Below are 24,948 nucleotides of genomic sequence, written 5' to 3' on the forward strand. Positions count from 1 at the left end.
AATGGGAAGAAATCCCATAAAACGGTCCATCCGGTGCGGATATCCGGCAAAAAACATCGCGCCGTACTGACCTGCGGCCAACATGGCTTGCCGCCCTTTTCTGATACGCTATGAGCGTCACATGTTTGTGACAACGGCCCCCGGGAGCCTGCTTTCATGCCCCCTGTTTCAGAGATACTGATCTTTGCTTCGGCGCTTGCTGCCGCGGGCGTGGTCGCTGGACTTCTGGCGGGGCTGTTCGGCATTGGCGGCGGTGCTGTGCTGGTGCCGGTGTTCTACCATGTGTTCGGGCTTCTGGATGTGCCGGAGGCGGTGCGCATGCATCTGTCGCTTGGGACTTCGCTCGCCATCATCGTGCCGACCTCCATTCGTTCCTTCCTGACGCATCGCCAGAAAGGTGCCGTTGATATCGATCTCCTGAAGGGCTGGATCGTCGCCGTGCCGCTCGGCACCATCCTCGCATCTGTGGTGGCTGCGCATGCCTCGAGTGTCGCCCTGCGGCTGATCTTCGCTTTCATTGCGCTTGCGCTCGCCTTCCGGATGATCTTCAACCGGGCGAGCTGGCATCTCGGTTCAGACCTGCCGAAAAACCCGGTCCGCTTTCTGGTCGGCACCGGCATCGGCCTTCTGTCTGGCCTGATGGGTGTGGGCGGCGGGGTGATGAACAATACTTTCATGACGCTTTACGGACGCACCATCCATCAGGCGGTTGCCACATCCTCCGGTGTCGGAGTGCTTATTTCGCTGCCGGGTCTCCTCGGCTATATCTGGGCCGGCTGGGGTGATGCAGGTCTGCCGCCTTTTTCCACCGGCTTCATCAACTGGATCGCCGTCGCGCTGCTGATCCCCATCACGCTTGTCGTCGCGCCCTATGGAGCGCGGCTGGCGCATGCACTCAGCAAGAAGCAGCTGGAGCGGGCCTTCGGGGTGTTTCTGATCTTCGTCGCGGCCCAGTTTTTCTACAGCGTCTACAGCTGATTTTCCCTCTCCGCCGAATGCAGTGTTCAGGCCGTTGGGCTGGCAATTGCGGGTTGTACGGCCTATATGGCGTGCATCTTACTCGTTTTTTCGAAAGATTCGCGATGAATGCCATTGTTTCGATACGGAATCTGACCAAATCCTACTCAAATGGCTTTCAGGCGCTCAAAGGTGTCAGCCTCGATATCAGAGAGGGGGAAATCCTTGCTCTTCTCGGGCCTAACGGAGCCGGCAAGACGACGCTGATCTCTATCATCTGCGGGCTTGTCAATCCGGGTGAAGGCTCGGTTCTCGTTGGCGGATATGATGTGGTGAAGGATTTTCGCCAGACGCGTGCCCTGATCGGCCTTGTGCCACAGGAACTGACGACAGACCAGTTCGAGACCGTGTGGAACACGGTCAGCTTCTCGCGCGGTCTGCATGGGCAGAAGAAGAACCCGGAACTGATCGAGCGCGTCCTGAAATCGCTGTCGCTCTGGGACAAGAAGGACAATATGCTGCGGGAGCTTTCCGGCGGCATGAAGCGACGCGTGCTGATCGCCAAGGCGCTTGCGCACGAACCGAAGGTCCTATTCCTCGACGAGCCGACGGCGGGTGTGGATGTTACCTTGCGCCGTGACATGTGGAATGTCGTTTCCGAACTGCGCTCCAAGGGCGTCACAATCATTTTGACCACGCATTACATCGAGGAGGCGGAAGAGATCGCCGATCGAGTGGGTGTCATCAATGGCGGCCAATTGTTGCTGGTGGAAGAAAAGACCGCGCTGATGAAGAAGCTCGGCCGCAAGCAGCTTTTCCTTGAACTTTCGCAGCCGGTGGAGGCGTTGCCGGACGGTCTCTCATCCTTCGGCCTTTCGCTCTCGGATGACCGCAACACCATCACCTACGAGATCGAGGATAACGGCGAGCAGGGGCGCATTGCCGATCTGCTGACTGCGCTTTCCGGTGCCAACATCCATTTCAAGGATATTTCGACACGTCAAAGCTCTCTTGAGGATATTTTCGTCTCGCTGGTAGGAGACCAGAAATGAATTTCGAAGCTGTCAAGTCCATCTACCTGTTCGAAATGGCGCGCACCCGCCGCACCCTGTTGCAGAGTGTCGTGTCGCCGGTCATTTCCACCTCTCTATATTTCATCGTTTTCGGAACGGCGATCGGGTCAAGGATTCAGGAGGTTGGCGGGGTTTCCTATGGCGCGTTCATAACGCCCGGCCTGATCATGCTGACGCTTTTGACGCAATGCATCAGCAACGGCTCTTTCGGCATCTATTTTCCGAAATTCACCGGCACGGTCTACGAGATATTGTCTGCGCCAGTGGCGATGACGGAAATTGTTGCCGGTTATGTCGGGGCGGCGGCGACCAAGGGGCTGATGATCGGCACGATCATCCTGATAACGGCCTCCTTCTTCGTGGATATCACCATCGCCCATCCATTTATGATGATCCTGTTCTTTGTGCTGACGGCGGTGAGCTTCAGCCTGTTCGGCTTCATCATCGGCATCTGGGCCACGAATTTCGAGCAGCTGAACCTCATCCCGATGCTGGTGGTGCCGCCTCTGACATTCCTTGGCGGCAGCTTCTACTCCATCGACATGCTGCCGCCCTTCTGGCAGACGGTCAGTCATTTCAACCCGGTGCTCTACCTCATCAGCGGTTTCCGCTGGAGCTTCTACGAGATCGCCGACGTCAATCCCGTCATCAGCCTGGCGATGATCACGCTGTTTCTCGCACTCTGCCTCGGCGTCGTCGGCTGGATGTTCAAGACCGGTTACCGGCTGCGCAACTGACCGGAAAGAGGTTTGCCGTGAATATGATACGCCCGGTTTGCACCGGGCGTTTTCGTATTCGGATAGCGAGACGTTATTTTTTGATCTCGAGCAGGAACTGTCTGCCCGGCAGGTTTCACCTGTCTCGCAATCTCAACTCATCGGTCTGCATCTGCATCGAACCAAGCGTCGACAGGAAGCTCATGCCGAGCAGGCTCTGGCCCAGTTGGCCATCCTGCGCGACGAGGGCGGGGATGTTGCTCCGCGCGATCGGGCCGATGCCGATCTCGGACAGGGTGACGGGCGCTGCCGCCGTGCGGCCGTTCGCGGTCATCACCGGCACGGTGTAGCGCAGTTTCGTGGTGTCGATGCCGATGGCGGCGGCATCGGCATTGGCCAGCACCACGGAGCTCGCGCCGGTATCGACCAGCATGTGGATCGTTTTGCCTTCAATGCTGACATTCGCCTCGAAATGGCCGCTCATGGATTTGTGCAGTACGATCTCCTGTTCGCCGCCAGCGGTCGTCACCACCACCGCGCGGCCGGGCATCAGGCCACCCAGCAGCCGGTCGGCGAAGGATTGCAGGTCGTAGCGATAGAGATAGACGGATACGAGGCCGAGGATGATCACGAGCCAGATGGCGAGTTGCCGGACAACGCTTGCGAAGCTGCCGCGGCTTCCCGCCAGAATGCCGACGGATAGCAATCCCGCAATCGGCAGGAGATAGACGATCTGTCCGAATTTTTCGTTGTCGATGCCGAAGGTGCGGCCGCTGTCGTGATTGACGAGAAGCAGGCCGAGACCCACGGCCAGCAAGAGGAGAACAAAAGTCAGCCTGTTCATGCGGTGTGCGTCTCCCTGGAGGTGTCCTTGCCTGTTTTTGCCAGTCTTTCGGGAAGCGCCTGCATGATCATGCGGCGCTTTTCGTCGCTATAGGTTGCCCAGCCGCCGATCTCGTCCAGCGTGCGTCCGCAACCGATACAGAGGGTGTTTGTGGCGTCGAGGGAGCAGATATGAATGCAGGGTGTTTCCATGGGGATCTATATCAGTCTGTCACGTCGCAAGGGCAAGAGCGACGAGAGTAACGATCTCCGTGATCTGCTGGCTGGCGCCGATTGTGTCACCGGTGTGGCCGCCGATCTTGCTGACACAGAGCCTGCCGAACAGCACCGTCGCGAGGCAGGCAGCCGCCAGAACGACTACGATCGACACAAAGGGCAGGGCATGCAGCGTGAAAAGCACGAGCAGCAGCAACCCTGTTGCGAGCGCGATGTTGCGCTCGCTTTCCCCGGGTTGGCCGGCGCCGGCGGCGATGCCGGAGGTTTTGGCGGCGGGCAGTGACTGCCAGTGCCATACCATCAGGGCGCGGCTCACCACCAGCGCGGCAATCAGGCAGGCGGCGGCGGTCTTGGCAGGCAGGGTTTCTATAAGCGATGCGAGTGCCGTGGCGCGCAGTGCAAAGGACAGGACCATGGCGATCGTGCCATAGCTGCCGATGCGACTGTCCTTCATGATCTCAAGCGTTTTCGGCTTGTCCTTGCCGCTGCCGAAGCCATCGGCCATATCCGCCAAGCCGTCTTCGTGCAACGCACCTGTTATGAGCGCGGTGACGGCGATGGCAAGCCAGCCGGTGAGCTGCGGTGAGGCGTCGAACTTCGCTAATGCCACCACGAGGACAGCAGCGGGCAGGGCGATCAGGAGGCCTGCTGCGGGAAAAGCGCGTGCTGTCCGGCGCATCGATGGACCGTCACCTTCACCGAAGAAGCGCGATGGGACCGGCAGGCGGCTGAGAAAGGCAACGGAATGCATGACATCTGTTATAAAATCCCCGGCCTTCATGCTCTCTCCGCTGCTGTACTTGCATTTCCGGTTGTTCCGCGGCGCGTCCGCGATTATGAGAGGCGCAACAAAGACCGATTTGCCGGAAAACACAAGTTTCCGCCAACCCGACGACAAGAAAGACAGATACCATGAGCATGAGCGGATTGCCCTTCGACGATTTCCGCGCGCTGCTGCGCGAGCTTCCCGGCCCGGATACGCATGCGCTGGTCGCGGCCAAGGAGCGCAATGCGCAACTGACGAAACCGGCCGGTTCGCTCGGTCGGCTGGAAGAAATCGCCATGTGGCTTGCCGCATGGTCGGGCCGCTCGCCCGCCGTTACCCGTCCGCTGGTGGCGATTTTCGCCGGTAATCATGGCGTCACCCGGCACGGCATCACGCCATATCCGACGTCCGTGACGCAGCAGATGGTGGAGAATTTTGCGGCAGGCGGTGCGGCGATCAACCAGATTTGCGTCACCAACGATCTCGGTCTGAAGATTTTCGATCTGGCACTTGACTACCCGACCGGCGACATCACCTGCGAGCCTGCCCTTTCCGAGCGCGATTGCGCCGCCACCATGGCCTTCGGCATGGAGGCGATTGCTGGCGGTACCGACCTTCTCTGCGTTGGCGAAATGGGCATCGGCAACACCACCATCGCAGCGGCGATCAACCTGGCGCTCTATGGCGGTACGGCGGAAGAGTGGACCGGTCCCGGTACCGGCTCCGAAGGCGAGGTCATGGCGCGCAAGATCGCGGCAGTGAAGGCTGCCGTCGAGTTCCACAAGGACCATCTGTCCGATCCGCTCGAAATCATGCGCCGTCTCGGTGGCCGTGAGATTGCGGCGATTGCCGGCGCCATCCTTGCCGCGCGCGTGCAGCGCATTCCTGTGCTGATCGACGGTTATGTGGCGACTGCCGCTGCCGCGCTGTTGAAGGCTGCCAATCCTTCGGCGCTCGACCATTGCCTAATCGGCCATGTCTCCGGCGAACCGGGCCATCTGGCTGCCGTCGAGAAACTTGGCAAGACGCCGCTGCTGGCGCTGGGCATGCGGCTTGGCGAGGGCACGGGTGCCGCTTTGGCCGCCGGCATCGTCAAGGCTGCCGCCGCCTGCCATTCCGGCATGGCGACTTTCGAAGCTGCCGGTGTCGATACTGGTACCCATTCCCACACTGAGCATTGAGGGCGAAGATGGACGCAACGCCGCAGAAGAAGCAACCGGAACCTGCCTTTCGCAAGGAAAAGGGATGGCGGCATCTTTTTGCTGCTGCCCGCTATTCCTTGCAGGGGCTTGGACGGCTGTGGCAGGAAGCGGCGTTCCGGCACGAGGTTCTCGCCTTCGGCGTCGGCCTTGCCCTGCTTCTGGTCGCCGGCGCGCCGTTTGCGCATCTTCTCGTCTTTACGGTGCTGATGCTGCTTTTGTTCGCGGTCGAGGCGCTCAATACCGCGATTGAGGAGTTGGTGGATCGCATCTCGCCGGAAATCTCTTCCGTCGGGCGGCACGCCAAGGATCTCGGTTCTTTCGCCGTCTTCTGCCTTTTGACGGCAAACGGATTTTTCGTGCTTTATTCGCTGGTGACGACGCTGTTCTTCTGAACGGCAGATTTGACGCTTAGGCGAAGGACCGGCGGCGTGGCTGGATGGCGTGGGTTTCCTCCACGGCTGGCAGGCTTTGCAGCACACGTTTTGCCGGCAGGATGGCGATGCCTTCGGTGCCTTCACGCAATTTCGATTTCAGGATGAACTGGCCGTCATGCTTGGCAAGGATGGCCTGAACGATGGGCAGGCCGAGCCCGGTTCCCTGTTCGGCGCTCTTGATCGCGATCGATCCCTGACCGAAGGCCGACAACACCACGGGGATTTCTTCCTCTGGAATGCCGGGGCCGTTGTCCTTGATCGACACATATTGCCCGCCACCCGCCGTCCAGCCTGCCTTCACGAGGATCTCACCGCCCTGCGGGGTGAATTTGACGGCGTTGGAGAGCAGGTTGAGGATGACCTGGCGGATCGATTTTTCATCCGCCCAGACCTGCGGCAGGCTGCTCTCGAACTGCTGCGAAATCCTGATGGTCTTGGCGCGGGCGCGAAGCTGGATCATGCCGATGCAATCTTCGGCGATCTCAAGCATCGAGACCGCTTCTTCATTGAGGTCGTAGCGGCCGGCCTCGATACGCGACAGGTCGAGGATTTCGTTGATGAGGTCGAGCAGATGCTGGCCGGAACGGTGGATGTCGCCGGAATATTCCTTGTAGAGCGGATTGTTGAGCGGACCGAGTACCTCTGCGGACATGACTTCGGAGAAGCCGAGAATGGCGTTGAGCGGGGTTCGCAGCTCGTGCGACATGGAGGCGAGAAAGCGCGATTTCGCCAGATTGGCCTCTTCCGCACGCCGCCGCGCCTCATCCGACATCGAGTTGGCGACTTCGAGTTCGGCGATCAGATCATCTTTTTCAGTTTGTGACGACAGCAGCTTGATGCTGGTCTGGTAAAGCCTGCTGGTGATGCGATGACAGAAAAGAATCGCCATGCCGAACATCAGGGCGAGGCCAACATCGAAGGGATCGCGGGAGACGACGGAGGTGACGCACAGCGCCGCCAGCACCGGCAGGAAGGTCATGAAGGTGGCCCGCCGCAGCATGAAATTGGCCATGGCGGTAAGCGAAAGCGCGATTAGCAGCGTCGCGCCCTTGAAGAAAAGAACGAGTGTCGGGTTGTTGCGCACCGGTTCGGCCAAGGCGAACATTGCCCAGGCACAACCGATGAGGATCTGCATGGCAAGGAAGAGATTGCGCCACTTCGGCAGATTTTCGGCCGTGATCCCCTGTTTGGCGGCTCTTTTGGCCAGCACCAGAGACATGGCATGGAAACTCAGCGCAATGAGCGACCAGATGATCAGCCCTATGTCACCCGTGATATACAAACCGATGATAGAGGCGAATACGATGAAAAGCGGCATGACCATCGCGCCCTGAAGGGCTTCTGCGATGTGCATCGTCAGCATTTCACGTTCATAGGCTTCGCTGCCGCCAGCGCCTTGCTGCAAGCGTTCACGCGTCGTCTTCACCGTGTCGAAAACAGCCTTGTTACGGTGCTTTCGTGAACGGTCGACGATGATCTTATCGGTGGACGTGCTGACGCTTTTACTCATTGTTACAACGCAGGTGACATGAACCCTTTGCAGGCTACGCACAAAATCTTAAGAAGATGCTGCCGTGAAAGGATTTGTTTGCCATTTCTGACAAGGGTTTGTTGTGACATGAGACGAAATGGAGGCAGGCGCGGCTTTTTCTCGACGTTTCGCGACGGCGGGCTTTTCCTTGCCACCGTTTTTCTCGGCATTCTGATTGCCGCCAAGCTCGATCAGATCAATAGCGAGACCCATACCGGCCGTTTCTTTGTGATCGATGGCGATACGCTTTCAAAGGGCGAGGACCGGTTCCGGCTGCTCGGCATCGATGCGCCGGAGCTTTCGCAGACGTGCCGGCGCGGCAGCGAAACCTGGCCATGCGGCGCGGAGGCGCGCCGCGTTCTGCAACAGATGATCGAAGGCACGACCTTTTCCTGTTCCGGCAGTTCCAGGGACCGTTACGGACGGCTGCTGGTCTATTGCTCGGCGGGAGACCGGGATGTGTCCTCGGAAATGGTGGCGTCGGGTTTTGCCATCGCTTCAGGTTATTTCCAGTTCTCCGGCGAACAGGCGCTGGCGCGCAAAGAAGCTCGCGGCATATGGGCCGGAGAATTCGAAAAACCGGCGGAGTGGCGGCGCGGACATCGCGCAGCGGATTTGCAAACGCCCGCCGCGGGTTTCCTCACCATCATCCGTCATCTTCTGGGATGGAATCATGGCTGAGGCGGATCGAGCCCTGCCGATGAATGACGACGGGTTGGACGGGCTGCGGGGCGCGATTGCCCTCTGTCGCATCTGTCGCGACACCCCAACCTACGGACGCCTGCCGCACGAACCCCGACCGGTCGTGGTGATGTCGACCAGGGCGCGTATCCTGATTGCAGGGCAGGCGCCCGGGCTTCGCGTGCATGAAACGGGTGTGCCTTTCAACGATGCCTCCGGCGACAGGCTGCGCCAGTGGCTGAATGTTGATCGTGAGACATTCTACGATCCGGACCGCTTCGCTATTGTGCCCATGGGGTTCTGTTTCCCCGGCTATGACGACAAGGGCAGTGACCTGCCGCCTCGACGCGAATGTGCGCCGCAATGGCGGGAGAAGGTGCTGGCGGCGATGCCGCAGGTAGAGTTGGTCCTTGCCATCGGTCAATATGCCCAGGCCTTTCATCTCGGCGAAAGACGGCGGAAAACCATGACCGAGACCGTGCACGGCTGGCGCAGCTATTTTCATTCAAATTCGGGACCGGCCATTTTGCCGCTGCCTCATCCGAGCTGGCGCAACACCGGCTGGCTGAAGAAGAATCCGTGGTTTACCGAGGAGCTGCTTCCTGTTCTGCGAGAACATGTGGAAATGCGACTTTAGTGAAACAATTTTCTGTTTTTCTCCAAAAATTAGTGTATTGAAAGGAAATTAATTCAGGAGGGTAGACGCATTGGATCGCCTAGACCGTAAGATTTTGCGCATTCTGCAAGAGGATTCCACGCTGGCTGTCGCTGATCTGGCGAAAAAGGTCGGCCTTTCCACGACGCCCTGTTGGCGGCGTATCCAGAAGATGGAAGAGGACGGTGTCATCCGCCGGCGCGTGGCGCTGCTGGATCCGGTCAAGGTCAACACCAAGGTCACCGTTTTCGTCTCCATCCGCACTGCCTCCCATTCCATCGAATGGCTGAAGCGGTTTTCCGAGGTGGTGTCCGAGTTCCCCGAAGTCGTCGAGTTTTACCGCATGAGCGGCGATGTCGATTATCTGCTGCGCGTTGTCGTGCCTGACATCGCGGCCTATGACGCCTTCTACAAGAGGATGATCGCCAAGATCGAAATTCGTGACGTGTCGTCTGCCTTTGCGATGGAACAGATCAAATATACGACGGAACTGCCGCTCGATTACATGCTGCTGGATAATCCCAAATCCGGCGAGGAATGATCCCGGCTGATCAGGCTTTTTGAACAATGCCCTTTCCGGCTGCCGGGGAGGGCATTTTTCGTTGCGCAGTTTGCTTTTCCGCAAGCACTCAAGTCGGCCATCCGGCGGTTGTCCGGGGAATGCACGCTCCTGGCGTGCCGAGGCGGCCAGGCAATCTTATTCCGCCTGCGACGGCAAATTAGCACATTCAATTCTCTTTGCACTGGTGCCGCGCAAAGTGGGATTTTGATAAAATCACTCGAATATCTACGCTTTGTATATCTGATGATGGCAACAGCGAAGGATATCCACATGCTCACACGACGCGGAACATTGGGACTGATTGCGGGTGCAACGGGGGCGGCGTTCCTGCCGCATATCCGGCGGGCTGGAGCCGCGACCACCACATTACGGATCGGCTGGCAGAAGAATGGCGTGATCGCGTTGGCAAAGAGCCAGGGCGCGCTTGAAGCGCTGTTGAAGGATCGCGGCATTGAGGTCAAATGGTCGGAGTTTTCCTCCGGGCCGCCCCTTCTTGAAGCGTTGGGCGCAGGTGCGCTGGATATCGGACCGACGGGCGATGTGCCGCCACTTTTCGCGCAGGCTGCCGGTGGCAATCTGCGCTATGTGGGAACTTACAAGGGCGCTGCCGGCGGATCGGCAATCCTTGTGCAGAAGGATTCGCCGCTGAAGACGCTGGCCGACCTCAAGGGCAAGAAGGTGGCTTTCAAGCGCGGCTCCAGCGCCCATAACGTTACTGTCAAAGCATTGCGAAAGGCCGGTCTGACGCTGAACGACATAACATCCATCGACCTTGCCCCGCCGGATGCGGCGGCCGCTTTCCGCAGCGGCAGCATCGATGCCTGGTCGATCTGGGATCCTTATTTTGCCGTGGCGGAAAAGGAGCCGACGACACGAGTTCTCACGACTGCCGAAGGTATTGTCGATCCCTGGAGCTATTTCCTCGCCAATGGCGACTTCGTGGAAAGCAATCCCGACCTCGTGCCGCTGCTCCTCAAGGAACTCGCAAGCGTCGGCGCAAAGGCTCAGGCCAACATCGATGAGACTGCAAAATTGCTGGCGGCGATAACCGGCGTCCCGCAGGATGTAACCAAGGTGTCGCTGACGCGTCCGGGAGCGGATCTGGGGCGTGTCTCGCTGGTTTCGGATGAGGCCATCAGCTATCAGCAGGCGCTGGCCGACGAGTTCTACGATCTGAAAATCGTGCCAAAGAAACTCAAGGTTACCGATATCGTCTGGCGTCCGAAAGCGAGTTGAGCCGGGCGAAAGCTGAGTCTCTTCAATCGTCTGGCTGTTGTTGCTGAGAGATTGATTCAGGCAAGCGCTCCATTTCAGGAGCGCTTGCCTCTGCCTCAGCCCTTGAGCCTGGCAATCACCAGATGGCCGGGTGTGGGGTTGCCGTCCTGCATGCGCACGTTGATATCGGTGACTTCGACTATGTCGAAACCGGTCGCTGCCAGTCTTTCCCGAACATAGGTTTCGGCGTGGGCGAAACGCTGGTGCGGGCCTACCATATAGGGGCGTCCGGCCATGGTTGCTTCGGGCAGCGTTTCCGACGAGAAGATCAGCAGGCCACCAGGGACGAGGTTTTCAGCGGCGCCGAAAAACAGCGGTTCCAGCGCGCCGAGATAGGGCAGCACATCGGTTGCGGTGATGATGTCGAAGGGCTCGTCGTCATTGTCTTCGAGAAAGTCCTCGGCTTCGGCGACATAGAGCGTCTCGTAGAGGTCCTTCTCATGGGCGATCTCGACCATGTTTTCGGAAATGTCGATGCCGGTGATGTCATCAGCCATGTCGCGCAGCGCTTCGCCGGTGAGGCCGGTGCCGCAGCCGAGATCGAGCAGGCGCTTGAAGGGGCCGAGATCAAGCGTTTGCAGGCGCTGGCGCACCATCATCGGCACTGCATAACCGAGCTGTTCGACAAGAATATCCTCGAAGGCTTCGGCGTGCTGGTCGAACAGGGTTTCGACATAGGCGTCGGGCGCTTTGGAAGGCGGTTCGCCGCGGCCCATGGCGGCGATGCGAACGGCTGCGCCGCCATGATCGTCCGGGTCGATGGCCAGAACCTCTTCATAGGCCTTCACCGCCGCGTCAACATCGCCGGCTTTTTCAAGCGCGAGCGCGCGGTTATAGGCTTCGGCAAGCGCCTCTTCGTCAATTTTCTGGTTCTTCGTCATCGTGCGGTATCCGTCAGCATCTTCAGTTGAAGTCTGCTGTAAGCCGCAAGACGGATGGGCGCAATGCTTATGTGGCGATGGGCCTCAGTGGAGAATGAACTCTCCTTTCAATGCGCGCCATTCCTGCGCCGAGATCACCTGCCGGTGCACATAGCGGACCGAGTGCAACGGACCGTCTAGCTTTTCCTGCCAGAATTTGAGGAAACCGTGCATTTCGGGGAAATCCGGGGCGAGATCATAGTCCTGCCAGACATAGGTCTGGAGAACCAGCGGATGGTCCGGCATGCGATAAAAAATCTGGGCGGTGGTGAGGCCGTAGCCCCTCAGCATCATTTCCATTTCCTTGTTCATGTCGGCTGTTCCCGTTCTCATGATTGCCGATCACAGCGTTGTCGCTGTATCTGATATGGGAACACGACAGGGTTAACCCAACCTTGCCAAAGGTCTGGGTTGTCACAAAATAGTTATATTTTTCAAAATGTTGGCAGTCTTCTCTGTTGAGTGCTGCCAACCGTGCCCCTAGCGCTTGAGATGGCGTGTCAGGCGGGCTTCGAGCCATGCCCAGACATGCCGGAGCGTCTCGACGATCGTCAGGTAGAAGATCGCCGCCCAGAGATAGGCCTGATAATCGAATGTGCGGGAGAAGGCGTAGCGCGTCTGTCCCATCAGGTCGAAGACCGTGACGATGGAGACCACTGCCGAACCCTTGATCATCAGGATGATCTCGTTGCCGTAGGGGCGCAGAGCTACGATGAGGGCCTGCGGCAGAATGACCTTGCGGAAGGTGATGAATTTCGACAGGCCGAGCGAGGCGGCACCTTCAATCTGGCCGCGTGGCACGCTTCGGATCGCGCCCCTCAGAATTTCGGCCTGATAGGCGGCGGTGTTGAGGGTGAGCGACAAGAGGCCGCAATACCAGGCCTCGCGGAAGAACCACCACAGGCCAACGGTTTCCAGCCCCTGACGGAAACTGCCGAGACCGTAATAGATCAGGAAAAGCTGAGCCAGCAGCGGCGTGCTGCGAAAAACGTAGACATAGGCATAGGCCAGCGCGCTGATGACGCGATTTTCCGACATGCGGGCGAAGGCGATCGGCACCGAGAGAATTGCGCCGAGGATGATCGAACTGCCAACCAGCGTAATGGTGGTGATGAGGCCATCGATATAACGCGGCCCGTAACGTTCGAATTTCGCCCAGTCCCAGCCTTCGATCATCGCAAAGATCAGCCCGGCGGCCAGCAGCAGCCAGAGCGTTATGACGGCGATGCCGACGACGCGCGATATGTTGAGGGGCTTGTCTGTGGCAACCGGCGCGGGGCGCGGCGGAATGAGTTCCTGAACATGGCTCATCGGCTTGCCTCCGACTTGCGCGACCAGCGATCGATGAAGCCGATGCCGATGGAGGAGAGCAGAGCGAGGATGAGGTAGAGCAGGCAGGCGATGCCGTAGAAGAAGAAGGCTTCCTTGCTGACGCGGGCAGCGATGCCGGTCTGGCGCACGATATCGGCAAGGCCGATGATCGAGACGTAAGAGGTATCCTTGAGCAGGATGACCCAAAGGTTGGTCATGCCGGGCAGGGCGATCCTGACCAGCTGCGGAATGATGACGAGCACCATGGTGTGGCCGCGCGAGAGGCCGAGTGCATGTCCAGCCTCATATTGGCCCTTTGGGATGGCCTTGAAGGCGGATAGCAACACTTCCGAGGAATAGGACGAAAACACCACTGACAGCGCGACCATGCCCGCCACGAAGGCGTTGATCTCTACCGGGCCGGTTATCCCGACATAACCGGCGGCCGATTGCAGCAGCATCTGTATGCCGTAATAGACGATGAACAGCGTCAGGAGTTCCGGCAGGCCACGGAAGATGGTGGTATAAACACCGGCCGCCAGCCGCAGCGATTTTTCCTCCGATTGCGCGGCGAGCGCAATGAGGAAACCGATCACAAGCCCGACGGGCAGGGTGGCGAGCGCCAGCGAGATCGTGACCTTGACGCCGAAGGCGATTTCGTCGCCCCAGCCGGCATCGCCACACGTGACGAGGGTGCCGTTTCCGAAAAGCGTGAAGAGACCGACCGGCCCACAGAAAGGGTCGAGAAGTGTCGAGACATAGGTCCAGAACGCACCTATGGCGGAAAATGCTCCGCTCATGCCAGTTTTCCCCCGCGGTCTTAAGCCGCCGTGATTGTTATGGTTACGTTTTCAAACAAAAATGGCGGAAGGGCAAGCCTTCCGCCACCAGATTTCAACAGGCGACGCGCCGCTTACTGGCCGTAAACGTCGAAATCGAAGTATTTCTTGTTGATTTCCTGGTACTTGCCGTTGGCGCGGATACCGGCGATGGCAGCCGTGAACTTGTCGGCGAGCGCCGTATCGCCCTTGCGAACGGCTACGCCTGCACCATTGCCGTTGATCTCGACATCCACCGGAAGCGGCGTCAGGATCTTGCAGCACTTGCCTGCATCCGACTTCAGCCACTCCGACAGGACGACGATATCGTCGATGACGGCGTCGATGCGGCCGTTGGCGATGTCGAGCTTATATTCGTCGGCGGTCGGGTACATTTTCAGGTCGGAACCCGGGAAGTGCTTTTCGGCATAGTTGGAGTGGGTCGTGGAACCCTGCGCGCCGAGCGACTTGCCCTTCAGGTCATCGACGGACTTGATCGGCGAATCCTTCGGTACGGCGATTGCCGGCGGGGTGTTGTAATATTTCTTGGAGAAATCGACCTTCTGGAGACGCTCGGGCGTGATCGACATGGACGCGATGATGGCGTCGAACTTCTTTGCCTGCAGGGCGGGGATGATGCCGTCCCAGTCATTGGTGACGAAGGTGCATTCAGCCTTCATTTCGACGCACAGCGCCTTGGCGATGTCGATGTCGAAGCCGGTCAACGTACCGTCGGCTTCCAGATTGTTGAAGGGCGGGTAGGCGCCTTCCGTGCCGATGACGATCTTGTCCTGCGCGAGGGCCGCGCCGGAAAACAGGGAGATGGCGGCAATCGATGCGGCTGCGAGCAGACGGGTGGAAATAGGCATTTCGATCCTCTCTTTTGGTCGTTCATCCGCAGTCTGTTGTTGTTTTCAGTGCGGACGTCGTGAGCGCAGGCGCAACAGAACGGGTTGCCATTCGTGGCCTTCAGCGCGCGGCAATTATTCGTCCGGTTGGTCAAAAAATGCAACTGCAATATTAGCGCCCTCTTTTTCGTCGCGGAGCTTTCACGAAATGGCCTTGATCTGTTCATTTCCGGTACAGAACGCTTTGGTCATCATGGGAACCGAAGCGTATGCAAGGCGTTGACCAGCGCCTGCACGCGCGGCCGGATTCACAATGTCGCGGCATAAGCGGCGTACAACGATTGGCAGATGAGGAAGCACCGATGCTGAAGAAGAACACATTGCTGACGGGGGTGGTTTTCCCCCTCATGTCGCTGGCGATCGCGGTGGAGCCGGCCGCCGCCGGTTATGCCGGCGCCGCACGGACGCAAACGCAAATGCCCCAAGCACAGGCCCCGGTGATATTGGCACAGGCGCAGCCGCAGGCGGAGGAGCAGAACCCGGAAGAGCTGCTGCGCAAGCAACGCCAGCAAGCAGAAGAGGCGCAGCCGAAGCCAGAGCCAGAGCCGAAAAAGCAGGAGCAGGCTCCGGAACCGCAGCGCGAACAGCCGAAGGCTGAAGCTGCACCGGCCGAACCGCGTCCTGAACCCAAGCGTGAAGCTCAGCCCGAGCCGCAACGCGAGCCTCAGCCAGAACCGAAACGGCAGCAGCAGCAGCGCGAAGCCCAACCGGAACCGGCGCCAGCTGAACAGCCACCCGCCCGCAAGCAGCGCCCGCAGCCTGAGCCCGAAGCCGCACCTGCACCCGCCGAGCAGCAGCCGCAGGAACGGCCGCGCAAACCGGCTAGAGCCGAGCAGCCGGCAGGCGAGGGCGAGCAACGCCCCGCACGTCCGCGCAAGCCGGAGCCGGCGGCCGAACAGCCAGCCGCACGCCCTGAAAATACCGAGCAGCCGGCGAAACAGCGCGAGCCCGCCGCCGAGAAAAAGCCGGTAGAGGAAAAGGCTCCAGCACCGGAACCGAAATCGGAACCCGCCGAAAAGGCCGTTCCGGAGAAAAAGCCAGCGGCTCCTGAGCCAGCTGTAAAGGAGGCTCCTATTCCAACGGAAGCGCCGACACCGGCACGGCCACCGGCTCCGGAAGCTCAGCCCAATCCTGCGCCCGGCCAGCAGCCTTCTGAAAAGCAGCCAGTAGAAGGCCAGGGCAAGACGGAGCCTGCAGCGCCGCTGCCGGGTACTCCGACACCTCCGCCGCCAAGCGGTGCCACGACAGGACAGGCGCCTGCCGGCGAAGCCGTTCCGAATCAGGTCGCCATTCCGCAGACGGAAGCGCCTCCGACGACGAAGCAGGAACTGGACAAGGCCAAGGCTATCGCCAAGGACCCGTCCAAGACTGCCGACACCGTCATTCTGCCCGTCGACAAGGGTGCCGCCGTTCTCGACAGCGACAAGGAAGTGGAGCGCTCCGGTAACAATCAGGCACGCGAGCAACGCCGCCGCGAGCGTGAGCAGGCCGGTGACGTGAAGGTGCCGACTTCCGACGCCGAAGCGCAGCGCGCCGGTGCTGCCGGAGGCAAGGCTCCGCCGCCCGTGAAGATGGAGGCGATTACCTCTCAGCAGGGCGAGCGTGTCGACCGCCGTCCGCAATATGACCGGCCGGAAGGTGCCCGGGAATGGCAGCCGCGCGAAGGCGGCCGGCGCGATCAGGATCGCGATGCGCCGATCATCCTGCAGTTTGGCGACCGCGTGGTTGTGCGCGGCGACGACAATCAGCGCTTCATCCGCGATGGCGGCGAGCCCTATTACGAGCGCCTGCCCGGCGGACGTGTCCGCGAGACCGTCGAGCGTCGCGACGGCACGCAGGTGGTGACGATCCGCAACCGCTATGGCGACGTCATCCAGCGTTCGCGCATCGATGACCGTGGCCGGGAATATGTGCTGTTCTATGCACCGGAGCTGATGGACGAACCGGACCGTGAATATGTCTATCGCGATCCCGGCCTCGACCTGCCGCCGATGCGTCTGCGCATTCCGGTTCGTGACTACATCATCGACACGTCGAGCGATCCGGACCGCGATTATTACCGCTTCCTGGAGCAGCCGCCGGTCGAGCCTGTGGAGCGTGTCTACTCGCTGGATGAAGTGCGTTATTCGGCCCGTATCCGCGACAAGGTGCGCCGTATCGACCTCGATACGATCACATTTGCCACTGGAAGCGCTGATATTCCGATGGCGCAGGCCCGTTCGCTGCGGAAAGTAGCGGATGCGATCAACAAGGCGCTGGCAAAGAACCCGGCGGAAACCTTCCTGATCGAAGGCCACACCGATGCCGTTGGTTCGGATGAAAGCAACCTCGTTCTTTCCGACGAGCGTGCCGCTTCCGTCGCCAATGTCCTGACCGATGTTTACGGCATTCCGCCGGAAAACCTGGCGACGCAAGGCTACGGCGAGCGTTACCTGAAGGTTCAGACACTCGGCCCGGAACAGCAGAACCGCCGCGTCACCATCCGCCGCGTGACACCGCTGGTAAGACCGGTCGCCCAGAACTGATAAGGTTCAGGAACTGAAAAATGAAAGCCCGGAAAGCGCAAAGCTTTCCGGGCTTTTTTATTGGTAGCAAAGTTCCCAGGCCGACACATTATCCGTAACTCCGGACCAGATCCGGGGTCCGGCGTGATCAAGTCCTGCATGACTGGGATTCTCACCCTGCCATCACCCTCAAATTTGAGGATAATCCAGCCTCTAACGCTTAGTTAAGCGCCACAGCAATCTCTGCTGCGAGCTGGGCATTGTTGCGTACCAGCGCGATATTGGTCGCGAGGCTGCGGCCGTCGGTCAGGCGGAAGATATCGCCGAGCAGGAAGGGCGTTACGGCCTTGCCGGTGATGTCCTCGCGCTCGGCGTGGGAAATGGCGCGATTGATGTAGATTTCCATCTCCTCGCGCGGAATTTCGTCCTCTTCCGGCACTGGATTGGCAATCAGCATACCGCCATCGATGCCGAGCTGTTCGCGGGTCGTCTGGAAATTGGCGATGGCTGCAGGGCTGTTGAGCGACAGCGGGCTGGGAAGGCCCGAAGAACGCGACCAGAAAGCCGGGAACTCTTCCGAACCGAAAGTCACGACAGGCACGCCGTTGGTTTCGAGAACTTCCAGCGTCTTAGGGATGTCAAGAATGGCCTTGGCGCCGGCGCAGACGACGATCACGCCGGTTTTGGCAAGCTCGGTCAGATCGGCGGAAATATCGAAGGTCTCCTCCGCGCCCTTGTGTACACCGCCGATGCCGCCGGTGGCGAAAACGCGGATGCCGGCGCGGGCAGCGGCAATCATGGTGGCTGCCACTGTCGTGGCACCGGTGCGGCGCTCGGCAATCGCAAAGGCAATATCGGCGCGCGAGACCTTCATGGCGTCGGTGGTCTGGGCAAGCGCTTCGAGCTGCTCCTTCTCGAGGCCGATATGCAGCGTGCCGTGAATGACGGCGATGGTTGCCGGAACGGCTCCCTGATCGCGGATGATCTGTTCGACGCCTTCAGCCATCTCGATATTGCCGGGATAGGGCATGCCGTGGGTGATGATGGTCGATTCCAGCGCGACGATCGGCGCGCCGCGCTGTTTGGCAGCGGCAACCTCTTGCGAATAGACGATGGGCAGGAGCGGGGAGATGGGGCGGGTCATTCTGTTTGTTCCAGACTATAAAAAAACGGGTTCATGCCAGCATTTCGGCCTTGGGGACAAGCCCCAACATGGTCTCGACACTGTCTTTTGACAGGTCTTGGGCGGTGGCGAAAGGCGATTGCACGGTGATGGCGGCCGCCGCGGCACCCAGTCGCAGGGCCTCAGTGATGGTTTTGCCCTCCATAATCGCGGCGAGATAACCTGACGCCATGGCGTCTCCGGCGCCGGTTACGTCTTTCACCTCGCGGATGATGGGTGGGTGGAGGCTTGCGGTTTGCGTCGCGTTGAAGGCTACCACTTCGCTTGCGCCACGGGTGATGACGCCGCTGGCAAGGCCTGCCCTGCGGAGAATGCCCGGCCAGTCGCGAACATTGTCTGCCGTCTGTCCCGTCAGCGCGCGCGCCTCTGCCTCGTTCATGAAGAGAATGTCGATATCGGCGAGCATGTCCTTCAGCTTCACCGCCTTGGCGGGCGAAATGGCGATGGCCGCGAGCGGCTTTTGGCAGGCGCGGGCAATGAGACCGAGCGCCTTCAACGTATCCTCCGGCAGATTGGCATCGCAAAGCAGAAGGTCGCTCGCGGTAATCGCGTCACGCACCGCGCGAACTTTGAGGCGGCGCGGCGAAAACAGCTTGTAGAGGTCCATATCCGCAAGTGCGATGACAAGATTGCCGTCGCGCTCCAGAATGGCGGTGTAGCTTGGCGTGCGGCGATCGAGGAAAACGAAGGGCGTATCTTCCACGCCCGCCTGCCTTGCTGCCTCCGCCACCGCTTCGCCGGTGACGTCGCCGCCGCGCGGTGCGATGATACGGACGGCAAAACCGAGCCGGGAAAGATTGCGCGCCGCGTTGAAACCGCCGCCGCCAGCCTCTTCCATCCATGAGCCAGGATTGCTGGCGCCGGGCGCCGTTTCAGTCTCGATCATGCCGCGCCTGTCTATATGCGCGCCGCCCAGAACGAGTATTTTCTTCACGCTTGTGTTTCCCTCTTTCGCGGATGGAAAAGGTGGACGATTCGTCCCAATCTTCTGTTTGTTCCCCTTCACATCCGGTCCGCAGCGATAGGCCGGACACGGAAAAACGAAAGCAGAACAAACCACTTATCGCTATTTGTTTTCAATATGCTGGCTGCGCCTTGCGATATGAGAACAAATAGAGTACACCCTATTTCCATACTGCTTCATTGCCTGTGCGGCTTCAATAACCTAAAGGTGGATCGGATGGCACAAAATTCTTTGCGTCTCGTAGAGGATAAATCGGTGGATAAAAGCAAGGCACTGGAAGCGGCGCTCTCCCAGATCGAACGGTCGTTCGGCAAGGGATCGATCATGAAGCTCGGTTCCAATGAAAACGTGGTTGAAGTAGAGACCATTTCGACGGGTTCTCTCAGCCTGGATATAGCGCTCGGTATCGGCGGTTTGCCGAAGGGGCGTATCGTTGAGATTTACGGTCCGGAAAGCTCCGGTAAGACGACGCTTGCGTTGCAGACGATCGCGGAAGCCCAGAAGAAGGGCGGCATCTGCGCCTTCGTGGATGCCGAGCACGCGCTCGATCCGGTCTATGCCCGCAAGCTCGGTGTGGATTTGCAGAACCTTCTGATCTCGCAGCCGGATACGGGAGAGCAGGCGCTTGAAATCACCGATACGCTGGTGCGCTCCGGTGCCGTCGACATTCTGGTGGTGGACTCGGTTGCGGCGCTGACGCCGCGTGCCGAAATCGAAGGCGAGATGGGCGACAGCCTGCCGGGCCTTCAGGCACGTCTGATGAGCCAGGCGCTGCGCAAGCTGACCGCCTCGATCTCCAAGTCGAAGTGCATGGTGATCTTCATCAACCAGATCCGCATGAAGATCGGCGTCATGTTCGGTTCGCCGGAAACGACGACGGGCGGTAATGCGCTTAAATTCTACGCCTCGGTGCGTCTCGACATTCGCCGTATCGGCGCCGTCAAGGAGCGTGAAGAGGTTGTCGGCAACCAGACTCGCGTCAAGGTCGTCAAGAACAAGATGGCACCGCCTTTCAAGCAGGTGGAATTCGACATCATGTATGGTGAAGGCGTTTCCAAGACCGGCGAGCTTGTCGATCTCGGCGTGAAAGCCGGTATCGTCGAGAAATCCGGTGCATGGTTCTCCTATAACAGCCAGCGTTTGGGGCAGGGGCGTGAAAATGCCAAGACCTTCCTGCGCGACAATCCGGAAATGGCAAGCGAGATCGAACTGGCGCTGCGCCAGAACGCCGGTCTGATCGCCGATCGGTTCCTGCAGAATGGCGGCCCGGAAGCTGGCGAAAGCGACGACGGTCCCGACGAGGGCTGATGCATTCGAAGGTCCGGGCGTTCGCGTCCGGTGGCTTTGCCGGCATGAGCCGGTATGGATCAAAAGGGTCGTGCGATTTTCCTCGCGTGGCCCTTTTTCTTTGCCTAGACGCCTTGGTGCGCCTCCATGGCTGGACAGGGCAGGATGCGGACGATAAAAGCCTTTGATTTTGCAAGATAGCCATCATTCGGGATGGCGGTGATGGACTCCAGCTGTGAGCGGTGTGTGGGCATGAGCGGTGTGAATGAAATTCGGTCGACCTTTCTCGACTACTTCAAGAAGAACGGACACGAGATTGTGCCCTCCAGCCCGCTGGTGCCGCGCAACGATCCGACGCTGATGTTCACCAATGCCGGCATGGTGCAGTTCAAGAACGTCTTCACCGGTCTCGAAAGCCGTCCTTATTCCACCGCCGCCTCGGCGCAGAAATGCGTGCGCGCCGGTGGCAAGCATAACGACCTCGACAATGTCGGTTATACGGCCCGTCACCATACGTTCTTCGAAATGCTCGGCAATTTCTCCTTTGGCGACTATTTCAAGGAAGAGGCGATTACCCATGCCTGGAACCTGATCACCAAGGAATTCGGCATCGATCGCAACCGTCTGCTGGTCACGGTCTATCACACCGACGACGAGGCTTTTAATCTCTGGAAGAAGATCGCCGGTTTCTCTGACGATCGCATCATCCGTATTCCGACCAGCGATAATTTCTGGGCCATGGGCGATACCGGTCCGTGCGGTCCCTGCTCGGAAATCTTCTATGACCACGGCGATCATATCTGGGGCGGACCGCCCGGCTCGCCGGAAGAGGATGGCGACCGTTTCATCGAGATCTGGAACCTCGTCTTCATGCAATATGAGCAGCTGACGAAGGAAGAGCGCATCGATCTGCCGCGCCCTTCTATCGACACCGGCATGGGTCTCGAGCGCATTTCGGCGTTGTTGCAGGGCAAACACGACAATTACGACACCGATCTGTTCCGGGCGCTGATTTCGGCCTCCGTCGAAGCGACCGGCGTTCCGGCAGAGGGCGAGAAGCGCGCCAGCCACCGCGTCATTGCCGATCATCTGCGCTCCTCCGCTTTCCTGATCGCCGATGGCGTCCTGCCGTCGAATGAGGGCCGTGGTTACGTTCTGCGCCGCATCATGCGCCGCGCCATGCGCCATGCCGAGCTTCTCGGTTCGCGCGAGCCGCTGATCTACAAGCTGCTGCCGGCGCTGATACAGCAGATGGGCCGCGCCTATCCGGAACTGGTTCGCGCCGAGGCGCTGATCTCCGAGACGCTGAAGCTTGAGGAAACCCGTTTCCGCAAGACGCTGGAACGCGGCCTGTCGCTGCTGTCCGACGCGACCTCGACCCTGCACAAGGGCGACATGCTGGACGGCGAAACCGCCTTCAAGCTTTACGATACCTATGGCTTCCCGCTCGATCTGACGCAGGATGCGCTGCGCGCCCGCGAAATCGGCGTCGATATTTCCGGCTTCACCGATGCCATGCAGCGCCAGAAGGCGGAAGCACGCTCGCACTGGGCTGGTTCCGGCGACAAGGCGACCGAAACGGTGTGGTTCGAACTGAAGGAAAAGCTCGGCGCGACCGAATTCCTCGGTTACGACACTGAAACAGCCGAAGGCGTTATTCAGGCGATCGTCAAGGACGGCAAGTCGGTGGACAGTGCTGCCGAGGGCGAGACGGTTCAGATCGTCGTCAACCAGACGCCATTTTATGGCGAGTCCGGCGGTCAGATGGGCGATACCGGCGTAATCTCTGGCGATAACGGCACCTTTGCCGTTTCAGAAACCCAGAAAAAGGGCGAGGGCCTTTTCGTGCATTCCGGCACGGTGTCCAAGGGTGGATTGAAGCTCGATGACGCCGTGCAGCTGACGGTCGATCACGACCGCCGCTCGCGTCTGCGCGCCAACCACTCCGCCACCCACCTGCTGCATGAGGCGCTGCGCGAGGTGCTTGGTACGCACGTTGCTCAGAAGGGTTCGCTGGTCGCACCCGAGCGTCTGCGCTTTGACGTTTCGCATCCGAAGCCGATGTCGGCCGAGGAGCTGAAGGTCGTCGAAGAAATGGCAAACGAGATCGTCTTGCAGAACTCGCCTGTCGTGACGCGTCTGATGAGCGTTGACGACGCCATTGCCGAGGGTGCTATGGCGCTGTTTGGCGAAAAATACGGCGATGAAGTCCGCGTTGTGTCCATGGGCACCGGTGTTCACGGTGCGAAAGCCAACCGTCCGTACTCGGTCGAGCTTTGCGGCGGCACCCATGTTGCCGCAACCGGCCAGATCGGCCTTATCCGCATTCTAGGCGAAAGTGCCGTCGGTGCGGGCGTGCGCCGTCTTGAGGCCGTAACGGGTCAGGGCGCGCTTGCCTATCTCTCCGAGCAGGATGAGCGCGTAAAGGCACTGGCCTCGTCGCTGAAGGTTCAGCCGGGCGATGTGCTGTCGCGTGTCGAGGGACTTCTCGACGAGCGCAAGAAGCTGGAGCGCGAGCTTGCGGATGCCCGCAAGAAACTCGCAATGGGCGGCGGCTCGTCGGATGCCGGCGCAAACGACGTACAGCAGGTTGCGGGCGTCAATTTCCTCGCAAAATCCCTGTCCGGGATCGATGCCAAGGACCTCAAGGGTCTTGCAGATGAAGCCAAGGCCAATATCGGCTCCGGCGTCGTGCTGCTGATCGCCGTGTCCGAAGACGGCAAGGCAAGTGCTGTTGCTGCCGTGACCGAGGATCTGACTGGCCGTTTCAGCGCCGTCGATATCGTCCGCACGGCCTCTGCGGCCCTCGGCGGCAAGGGCGGCGGTGGACGCCCGGATATGGCGCAGGCCGGCGGCCCCGATGGCGCCAAGGCACAGGACGCCATCGACGCGGTGGCGGCAGCGCTCGCGGCCTGATCTGGATGAATTGAAAAAAGGCGGGGTTCTACCCCGCCTTTTTGATTCTGGATGTTGAATTCCGAAAGGAACGTGATGCGCTTTGTAAATCCCATCCCTTTCGTGTGCGATATCAACCGCTCCAGGGAGTTTTATCGTGACAGGCTCGGCCTGAAGGTTTTGGACGATTTCGGAAATTTCGTCCTCTTTGAAAGCGGCTTTGCAATCCATGAGGGGCGTTCGCTCGAACAGACGGTCTGGCGGACATCGCCGGACACGGACGAACCTTACGGCAGACGGAATCTGCTGCTCTATTTCGAACATGAGGATGTCGATGCGGCATTTCGGAATATTGCGCCGCATGTGGAGTTGATCCATCCCGTTGAGCGGCAGGCATGGGGACAGAGAGTGTTCCGTTTTTATGATCCGGACGGGCATGCAATCGAGATCGGCGAACCACTCGCCCAGTCCAACGAATAAGCCCGCTTCCTAAATCCGTTTTGTGACCCTTGCGAGAGCCGGTGCTCCGCTGTCAGGCGAAATGCCTGTCAGTTTCCTCAACCCGCCGCCTGCATATCCTTCGCTGCCGCTTCATCAAGCTGGGTGGCCCGCTTGAAGGCGGGGCGGTCGGTCAGATGCGCCATATAGTCCGTGAAGGCCGGACGTTTTTCGATTGTGCCGAACTGCAGGCCCCAGCCGACATGGGCACCTACATAGACATCCGCCGCAGTGAAGTGATCGCCGGCAATGAAGCGGTTTTCGCTGACGGCACGTTCGAGCGTGTTGATCGCATCCGCATAGCTGCCGCAGCCAGCCATACGCAGCTTTTCCTGCGGCACCTCGAAACCCATCGCCTTCATGCTGGTTGTCATTTCCAACGGACCGGCAGCAAAAAACATCCAGCGGTAATAAAGTCCGCGCGCTTTGGGCGTCGGCGCAAGGTTGGCGCCCGGAAAGGCATCCGCCAGATAGGCGCAGATCGCTGCCGCTTCGGTGACAATGGTGTCGCCGTGTTTGATGGCGGGCACCTTGGCCATCGGGTTGATCAGCCGATAGGCCGGCGATTTCATCGACGTCGAGAAGCCCAGTATCTCTGTCTTGTAGGGAACGCCCACTTCCTCGAGCATCCATCGCGCAATGCGTCCGCGCGACATGGGATTGGTGTAGAAGATCAATTCACTCATTGCTTTGCCTCCCCAAGCAAAATTGCAAAAGCATCATTGAAAACCCGCGCGCAGTTCGCGCTG

General features: G+C 59.7%; 25 protein-coding genes. 13 read left to right on the top strand and 12 right to left on the bottom strand.

Annotated elements, in window-relative coordinates:
- Positions 1–156: 156 nt before the first annotated feature.
- From AC1DCP_RS05105 to AC1DCP_RS05115, 3 genes are all read left to right on the top strand, one after another.
- On the top strand, positions 157–978 hold the full coding sequence (locus tag AC1DCP_RS05105) for a sulfite exporter TauE/SafE family protein (RefSeq protein WP_065687223.1): 822 nt from the start codon (positions 157–159) through the stop codon (positions 976–978).
- Between the two features lie 104 nt (positions 979–1,082).
- Positions 1,083–2,009, top strand: coding sequence for an ABC transporter ATP-binding protein (locus tag AC1DCP_RS05110; protein ID WP_476774158.1), 927 nt, complete (start codon positions 1,083–1,085; stop codon positions 2,007–2,009).
- Complete coding sequence (locus AC1DCP_RS05115; RefSeq protein WP_003516094.1) at positions 2,006–2,767, top strand: ABC transporter permease; 762 nt, start codon at positions 2,006–2,008, stop codon at positions 2,765–2,767. The genes AC1DCP_RS05110 and AC1DCP_RS05115 overlap by 4 nt, the downstream gene beginning before the upstream one ends.
- Before the next feature lie 115 nt (positions 2,768–2,882).
- Here AC1DCP_RS05115 and AC1DCP_RS05120 read toward each other — a convergent pair whose 3' ends face one another.
- From AC1DCP_RS05120 to AC1DCP_RS05130, 3 genes are read right to left on the bottom strand one after another with little or no spacing between them, the layout of a single operon-like run.
- Positions 2,883–3,590 (bottom strand): TIGR02281 family clan AA aspartic protease, encoded by a 708-nt coding sequence (locus tag AC1DCP_RS05120; protein WP_065687224.1) that lies wholly within the window; start codon positions 3,588–3,590, stop codon positions 2,883–2,885.
- Positions 3,587–3,781, bottom strand: coding sequence for a DUF1289 domain-containing protein (locus AC1DCP_RS05125; protein WP_003516090.1), 195 nt, complete (start codon positions 3,779–3,781; stop codon positions 3,587–3,589). The genes AC1DCP_RS05120 and AC1DCP_RS05125 overlap by 4 nt, the downstream gene beginning before the upstream one ends.
- A gap of 19 nt (positions 3,782–3,800) precedes the next feature.
- Entirely contained in the window at positions 3,801–4,586 is a 786-nt protein-coding gene (locus AC1DCP_RS05130) for an adenosylcobinamide-GDP ribazoletransferase (RefSeq protein WP_013636421.1), read from the bottom strand.
- A gap of 131 nt (positions 4,587–4,717) precedes the next feature.
- Between AC1DCP_RS05130 and cobT the strand changes: the two genes are divergently transcribed.
- The gene (cobT, locus tag AC1DCP_RS05135; RefSeq protein ID WP_003516086.1) at positions 4,718–5,752 is read left to right on the top strand and encodes a nicotinate-nucleotide--dimethylbenzimidazole phosphoribosyltransferase; all 1,035 of its coding nucleotides are present in this window, start codon (positions 4,718–4,720) and stop codon (positions 5,750–5,752) included.
- 8 nt (positions 5,753–5,760) lie between these two features.
- Positions 5,761–6,165: a diacylglycerol kinase gene (locus tag AC1DCP_RS05140; protein ID WP_013636420.1), complete on the top strand. Its 405-nt coding sequence runs from the start codon at positions 5,761–5,763 to the stop codon at positions 6,163–6,165.
- Positions 6,166–6,181: 16 nt separating this feature from the next.
- Here AC1DCP_RS05140 and pdhS2 read toward each other — a convergent pair whose 3' ends face one another.
- Positions 6,182–7,717 (bottom strand): two-component system sensor histidine kinase PdhS2, encoded by a 1,536-nt coding sequence (gene pdhS2 / locus AC1DCP_RS05145; RefSeq protein WP_065687226.1) that lies wholly within the window; start codon positions 7,715–7,717, stop codon positions 6,182–6,184.
- A gap of 108 nt (positions 7,718–7,825) precedes the next feature.
- Between pdhS2 and AC1DCP_RS05150 the strand changes: the two genes are divergently transcribed.
- The 4 genes from AC1DCP_RS05150 (at position 7,826) to AC1DCP_RS05165 (ending at position 10,872) form a co-directional block, all read left to right on the top strand.
- A complete protein-coding gene (locus tag AC1DCP_RS05150) occupies positions 7,826–8,419 on the top strand; it encodes a thermonuclease family protein (RefSeq protein ID WP_065687227.1) in 594 nt (197 codons plus the stop codon).
- The gene (locus AC1DCP_RS05155; RefSeq protein WP_161986893.1) at positions 8,412–9,056 is read left to right on the top strand and encodes a uracil-DNA glycosylase family protein; all 645 of its coding nucleotides are present in this window, start codon (positions 8,412–8,414) and stop codon (positions 9,054–9,056) included. The genes AC1DCP_RS05150 and AC1DCP_RS05155 overlap by 8 nt, the downstream gene beginning before the upstream one ends.
- 70 nt (positions 9,057–9,126) lie before the next feature.
- A complete protein-coding gene (locus AC1DCP_RS05160; protein ID WP_003507846.1) occupies positions 9,127–9,615 on the top strand; it encodes an Lrp/AsnC family transcriptional regulator in 489 nt (162 codons plus the stop codon).
- Between the two features lie 291 nt (positions 9,616–9,906).
- The gene (locus AC1DCP_RS05165; protein WP_065687397.1) at positions 9,907–10,872 is read left to right on the top strand and encodes an aliphatic sulfonate ABC transporter substrate-binding protein; all 966 of its coding nucleotides are present in this window, start codon (positions 9,907–9,909) and stop codon (positions 10,870–10,872) included.
- Positions 10,873–10,967: 95 nt separating this feature from the next.
- Here the strand turns inward: AC1DCP_RS05165 and AC1DCP_RS05170 are convergent, their stop codons facing one another.
- From AC1DCP_RS05170 to AC1DCP_RS05190, 5 genes are all read right to left on the bottom strand, one after another.
- On the bottom strand, positions 10,968–11,792 hold the full coding sequence (locus tag AC1DCP_RS05170; RefSeq protein ID WP_025593927.1) for a class I SAM-dependent methyltransferase: 825 nt from the start codon (positions 11,790–11,792) through the stop codon (positions 10,968–10,970).
- A gap of 84 nt (positions 11,793–11,876) precedes the next feature.
- On the bottom strand, positions 11,877–12,143 hold the full coding sequence (locus AC1DCP_RS05175; RefSeq protein ID WP_003516070.1) for an usg protein: 267 nt from the start codon (positions 12,141–12,143) through the stop codon (positions 11,877–11,879).
- Positions 12,144–12,311: 168 nt separating this feature from the next.
- Positions 12,312–13,142 carry an ABC transporter permease gene (locus AC1DCP_RS05180; protein WP_025593926.1) on the bottom strand — a complete coding sequence of 277 codons (831 nt, stop codon included), beginning with the start codon at positions 13,140–13,142 and terminating at the stop codon, positions 12,312–12,314.
- Positions 13,139–13,942 (bottom strand): ABC transporter permease, encoded by an 804-nt coding sequence (locus tag AC1DCP_RS05185; protein ID WP_003516067.1) that lies wholly within the window; start codon positions 13,940–13,942, stop codon positions 13,139–13,141. The genes AC1DCP_RS05180 and AC1DCP_RS05185 overlap by 4 nt, the downstream gene beginning before the upstream one ends.
- Before the next feature lie 113 nt (positions 13,943–14,055).
- A complete protein-coding gene (locus tag AC1DCP_RS05190) occupies positions 14,056–14,829 on the bottom strand; it encodes an ABC transporter substrate-binding protein (RefSeq protein WP_065687228.1) in 774 nt (257 codons plus the stop codon).
- A gap of 341 nt (positions 14,830–15,170) precedes the next feature.
- On the opposite strand from AC1DCP_RS05190, the gene AC1DCP_RS05195 reads away from it, so the two are divergent.
- Positions 15,171–17,393, top strand: coding sequence for an OmpA family protein (locus AC1DCP_RS05195; RefSeq protein ID WP_065687229.1), 2,223 nt, complete (start codon positions 15,171–15,173; stop codon positions 17,391–17,393).
- A 199-nt stretch (positions 17,394–17,592) separates the two neighbouring features.
- Here AC1DCP_RS05195 and AC1DCP_RS05200 read toward each other — a convergent pair whose 3' ends face one another.
- Together AC1DCP_RS05200 and AC1DCP_RS05205 are read right to left on the bottom strand one after the other, a co-directional pair.
- Complete coding sequence (locus AC1DCP_RS05200; RefSeq protein ID WP_003516064.1) at positions 17,593–18,516, bottom strand: pseudouridine-5'-phosphate glycosidase; 924 nt, start codon at positions 18,514–18,516, stop codon at positions 17,593–17,595.
- 31 nt (positions 18,517–18,547) lie between these two features.
- A complete protein-coding gene (locus tag AC1DCP_RS05205) occupies positions 18,548–19,489 on the bottom strand; it encodes a carbohydrate kinase family protein (protein WP_065687230.1) in 942 nt (313 codons plus the stop codon).
- Positions 19,490–19,735: 246 nt separating this feature from the next.
- On the opposite strand from AC1DCP_RS05205, the gene recA reads away from it, so the two are divergent.
- The 3 genes from recA to AC1DCP_RS05220 all read left to right on the top strand — a co-directional run bounded on the left by recA (position 19,736) and on the right by AC1DCP_RS05220 (position 24,181).
- Complete coding sequence (recA, locus tag AC1DCP_RS05210; RefSeq protein WP_003516062.1) at positions 19,736–20,827, top strand: recombinase RecA; 1,092 nt, start codon at positions 19,736–19,738, stop codon at positions 20,825–20,827.
- Between the two features lie 231 nt (positions 20,828–21,058).
- Positions 21,059–23,722, top strand: coding sequence for an alanine--tRNA ligase (gene alaS / locus AC1DCP_RS05215; protein ID WP_065687231.1), 2,664 nt, complete (start codon positions 21,059–21,061; stop codon positions 23,720–23,722).
- 75 nt (positions 23,723–23,797) lie between these two features.
- Entirely contained in the window at positions 23,798–24,181 is a 384-nt protein-coding gene (locus AC1DCP_RS05220) for a VOC family protein (protein ID WP_013636406.1), read from the top strand.
- Between the two features lie 77 nt (positions 24,182–24,258).
- On the opposite strand, the gene AC1DCP_RS05225 is transcribed toward AC1DCP_RS05220, so the two are convergent.
- Complete coding sequence (locus tag AC1DCP_RS05225) at positions 24,259–24,885, bottom strand: glutathione S-transferase family protein (protein ID WP_003516054.1); 627 nt, start codon at positions 24,883–24,885, stop codon at positions 24,259–24,261.
- Between the last annotated feature and the right edge of the window lie 63 nt (positions 24,886–24,948).

The sequence above is a fragment of the Agrobacterium sp. 10T429 genome (assembly GCF_056393925.1).

Excerpts from the sequence above, each read along its gene's own strand:
- AC1DCP_RS05105 (WP_065687223.1), top strand. The coding sequence starts at position 157 with ATGCCCCCTGTTTCAGAGATACTGATCTTTGCTTCGGCGCTTGCTGCC.
- AC1DCP_RS05110 (WP_476774158.1), top strand. The coding sequence starts at position 1,083 with ATGAATGCCATTGTTTCGATACGGAATCTGACCAAATCCTACTCAAAT.
- AC1DCP_RS05115 (WP_003516094.1), top strand. The coding sequence starts at position 2,006 with ATGAATTTCGAAGCTGTCAAGTCCATCTACCTGTTCGAAATGGCGCGC.
- AC1DCP_RS05120 (WP_065687224.1), bottom strand. The coding sequence starts at position 3,590 with ATGAACAGGCTGACTTTTGTTCTCCTCTTGCTGGCCGTGGGTCTCGGC.
- AC1DCP_RS05125 (WP_003516090.1), bottom strand. The coding sequence starts at position 3,781 with ATGGAAACACCCTGCATTCATATCTGCTCCCTCGACGCCACAAACACC.
- AC1DCP_RS05130 (WP_013636421.1), bottom strand. The coding sequence starts at position 4,586 with ATGAAGGCCGGGGATTTTATAACAGATGTCATGCATTCCGTTGCCTTT.
- cobT (WP_003516086.1), top strand. The coding sequence starts at position 4,718 with ATGAGCATGAGCGGATTGCCCTTCGACGATTTCCGCGCGCTGCTGCGC.
- AC1DCP_RS05140 (WP_013636420.1), top strand. The coding sequence starts at position 5,761 with ATGGACGCAACGCCGCAGAAGAAGCAACCGGAACCTGCCTTTCGCAAG.
- pdhS2 (WP_065687226.1), bottom strand. The coding sequence starts at position 7,717 with ATGAGTAAAAGCGTCAGCACGTCCACCGATAAGATCATCGTCGACCGT.
- AC1DCP_RS05150 (WP_065687227.1), top strand. The coding sequence starts at position 7,826 with ATGAGACGAAATGGAGGCAGGCGCGGCTTTTTCTCGACGTTTCGCGAC.
- AC1DCP_RS05155 (WP_161986893.1), top strand. The coding sequence starts at position 8,412 with ATGGCTGAGGCGGATCGAGCCCTGCCGATGAATGACGACGGGTTGGAC.
- AC1DCP_RS05165 (WP_065687397.1), top strand. The coding sequence starts at position 9,907 with ATGCTCACACGACGCGGAACATTGGGACTGATTGCGGGTGCAACGGGG.
- AC1DCP_RS05170 (WP_025593927.1), bottom strand. The coding sequence starts at position 11,792 with ATGACGAAGAACCAGAAAATTGACGAAGAGGCGCTTGCCGAAGCCTAT.
- AC1DCP_RS05175 (WP_003516070.1), bottom strand. The coding sequence starts at position 12,143 with ATGAACAAGGAAATGGAAATGATGCTGAGGGGCTACGGCCTCACCACC.
- AC1DCP_RS05180 (WP_025593926.1), bottom strand. The coding sequence starts at position 13,142 with ATGAGCCATGTTCAGGAACTCATTCCGCCGCGCCCCGCGCCGGTTGCC.
- AC1DCP_RS05185 (WP_003516067.1), bottom strand. The coding sequence starts at position 13,942 with ATGAGCGGAGCATTTTCCGCCATAGGTGCGTTCTGGACCTATGTCTCG.
- AC1DCP_RS05190 (WP_065687228.1), bottom strand. The coding sequence starts at position 14,829 with ATGCCTATTTCCACCCGTCTGCTCGCAGCCGCATCGATTGCCGCCATC.
- AC1DCP_RS05195 (WP_065687229.1), top strand. The coding sequence starts at position 15,171 with ATGCTGAAGAAGAACACATTGCTGACGGGGGTGGTTTTCCCCCTCATG.
- AC1DCP_RS05200 (WP_003516064.1), bottom strand. The coding sequence starts at position 18,516 with ATGACCCGCCCCATCTCCCCGCTCCTGCCCATCGTCTATTCGCAAGAG.
- recA (WP_003516062.1), top strand. The coding sequence starts at position 19,736 with ATGGCACAAAATTCTTTGCGTCTCGTAGAGGATAAATCGGTGGATAAA.
- alaS (WP_065687231.1), top strand. The coding sequence starts at position 21,059 with ATGAGCGGTGTGAATGAAATTCGGTCGACCTTTCTCGACTACTTCAAG.
- AC1DCP_RS05220 (WP_013636406.1), top strand. The coding sequence starts at position 23,798 with ATGCGCTTTGTAAATCCCATCCCTTTCGTGTGCGATATCAACCGCTCC.
- AC1DCP_RS05225 (WP_003516054.1), bottom strand. The coding sequence starts at position 24,885 with ATGAGTGAATTGATCTTCTACACCAATCCCATGTCGCGCGGACGCATT.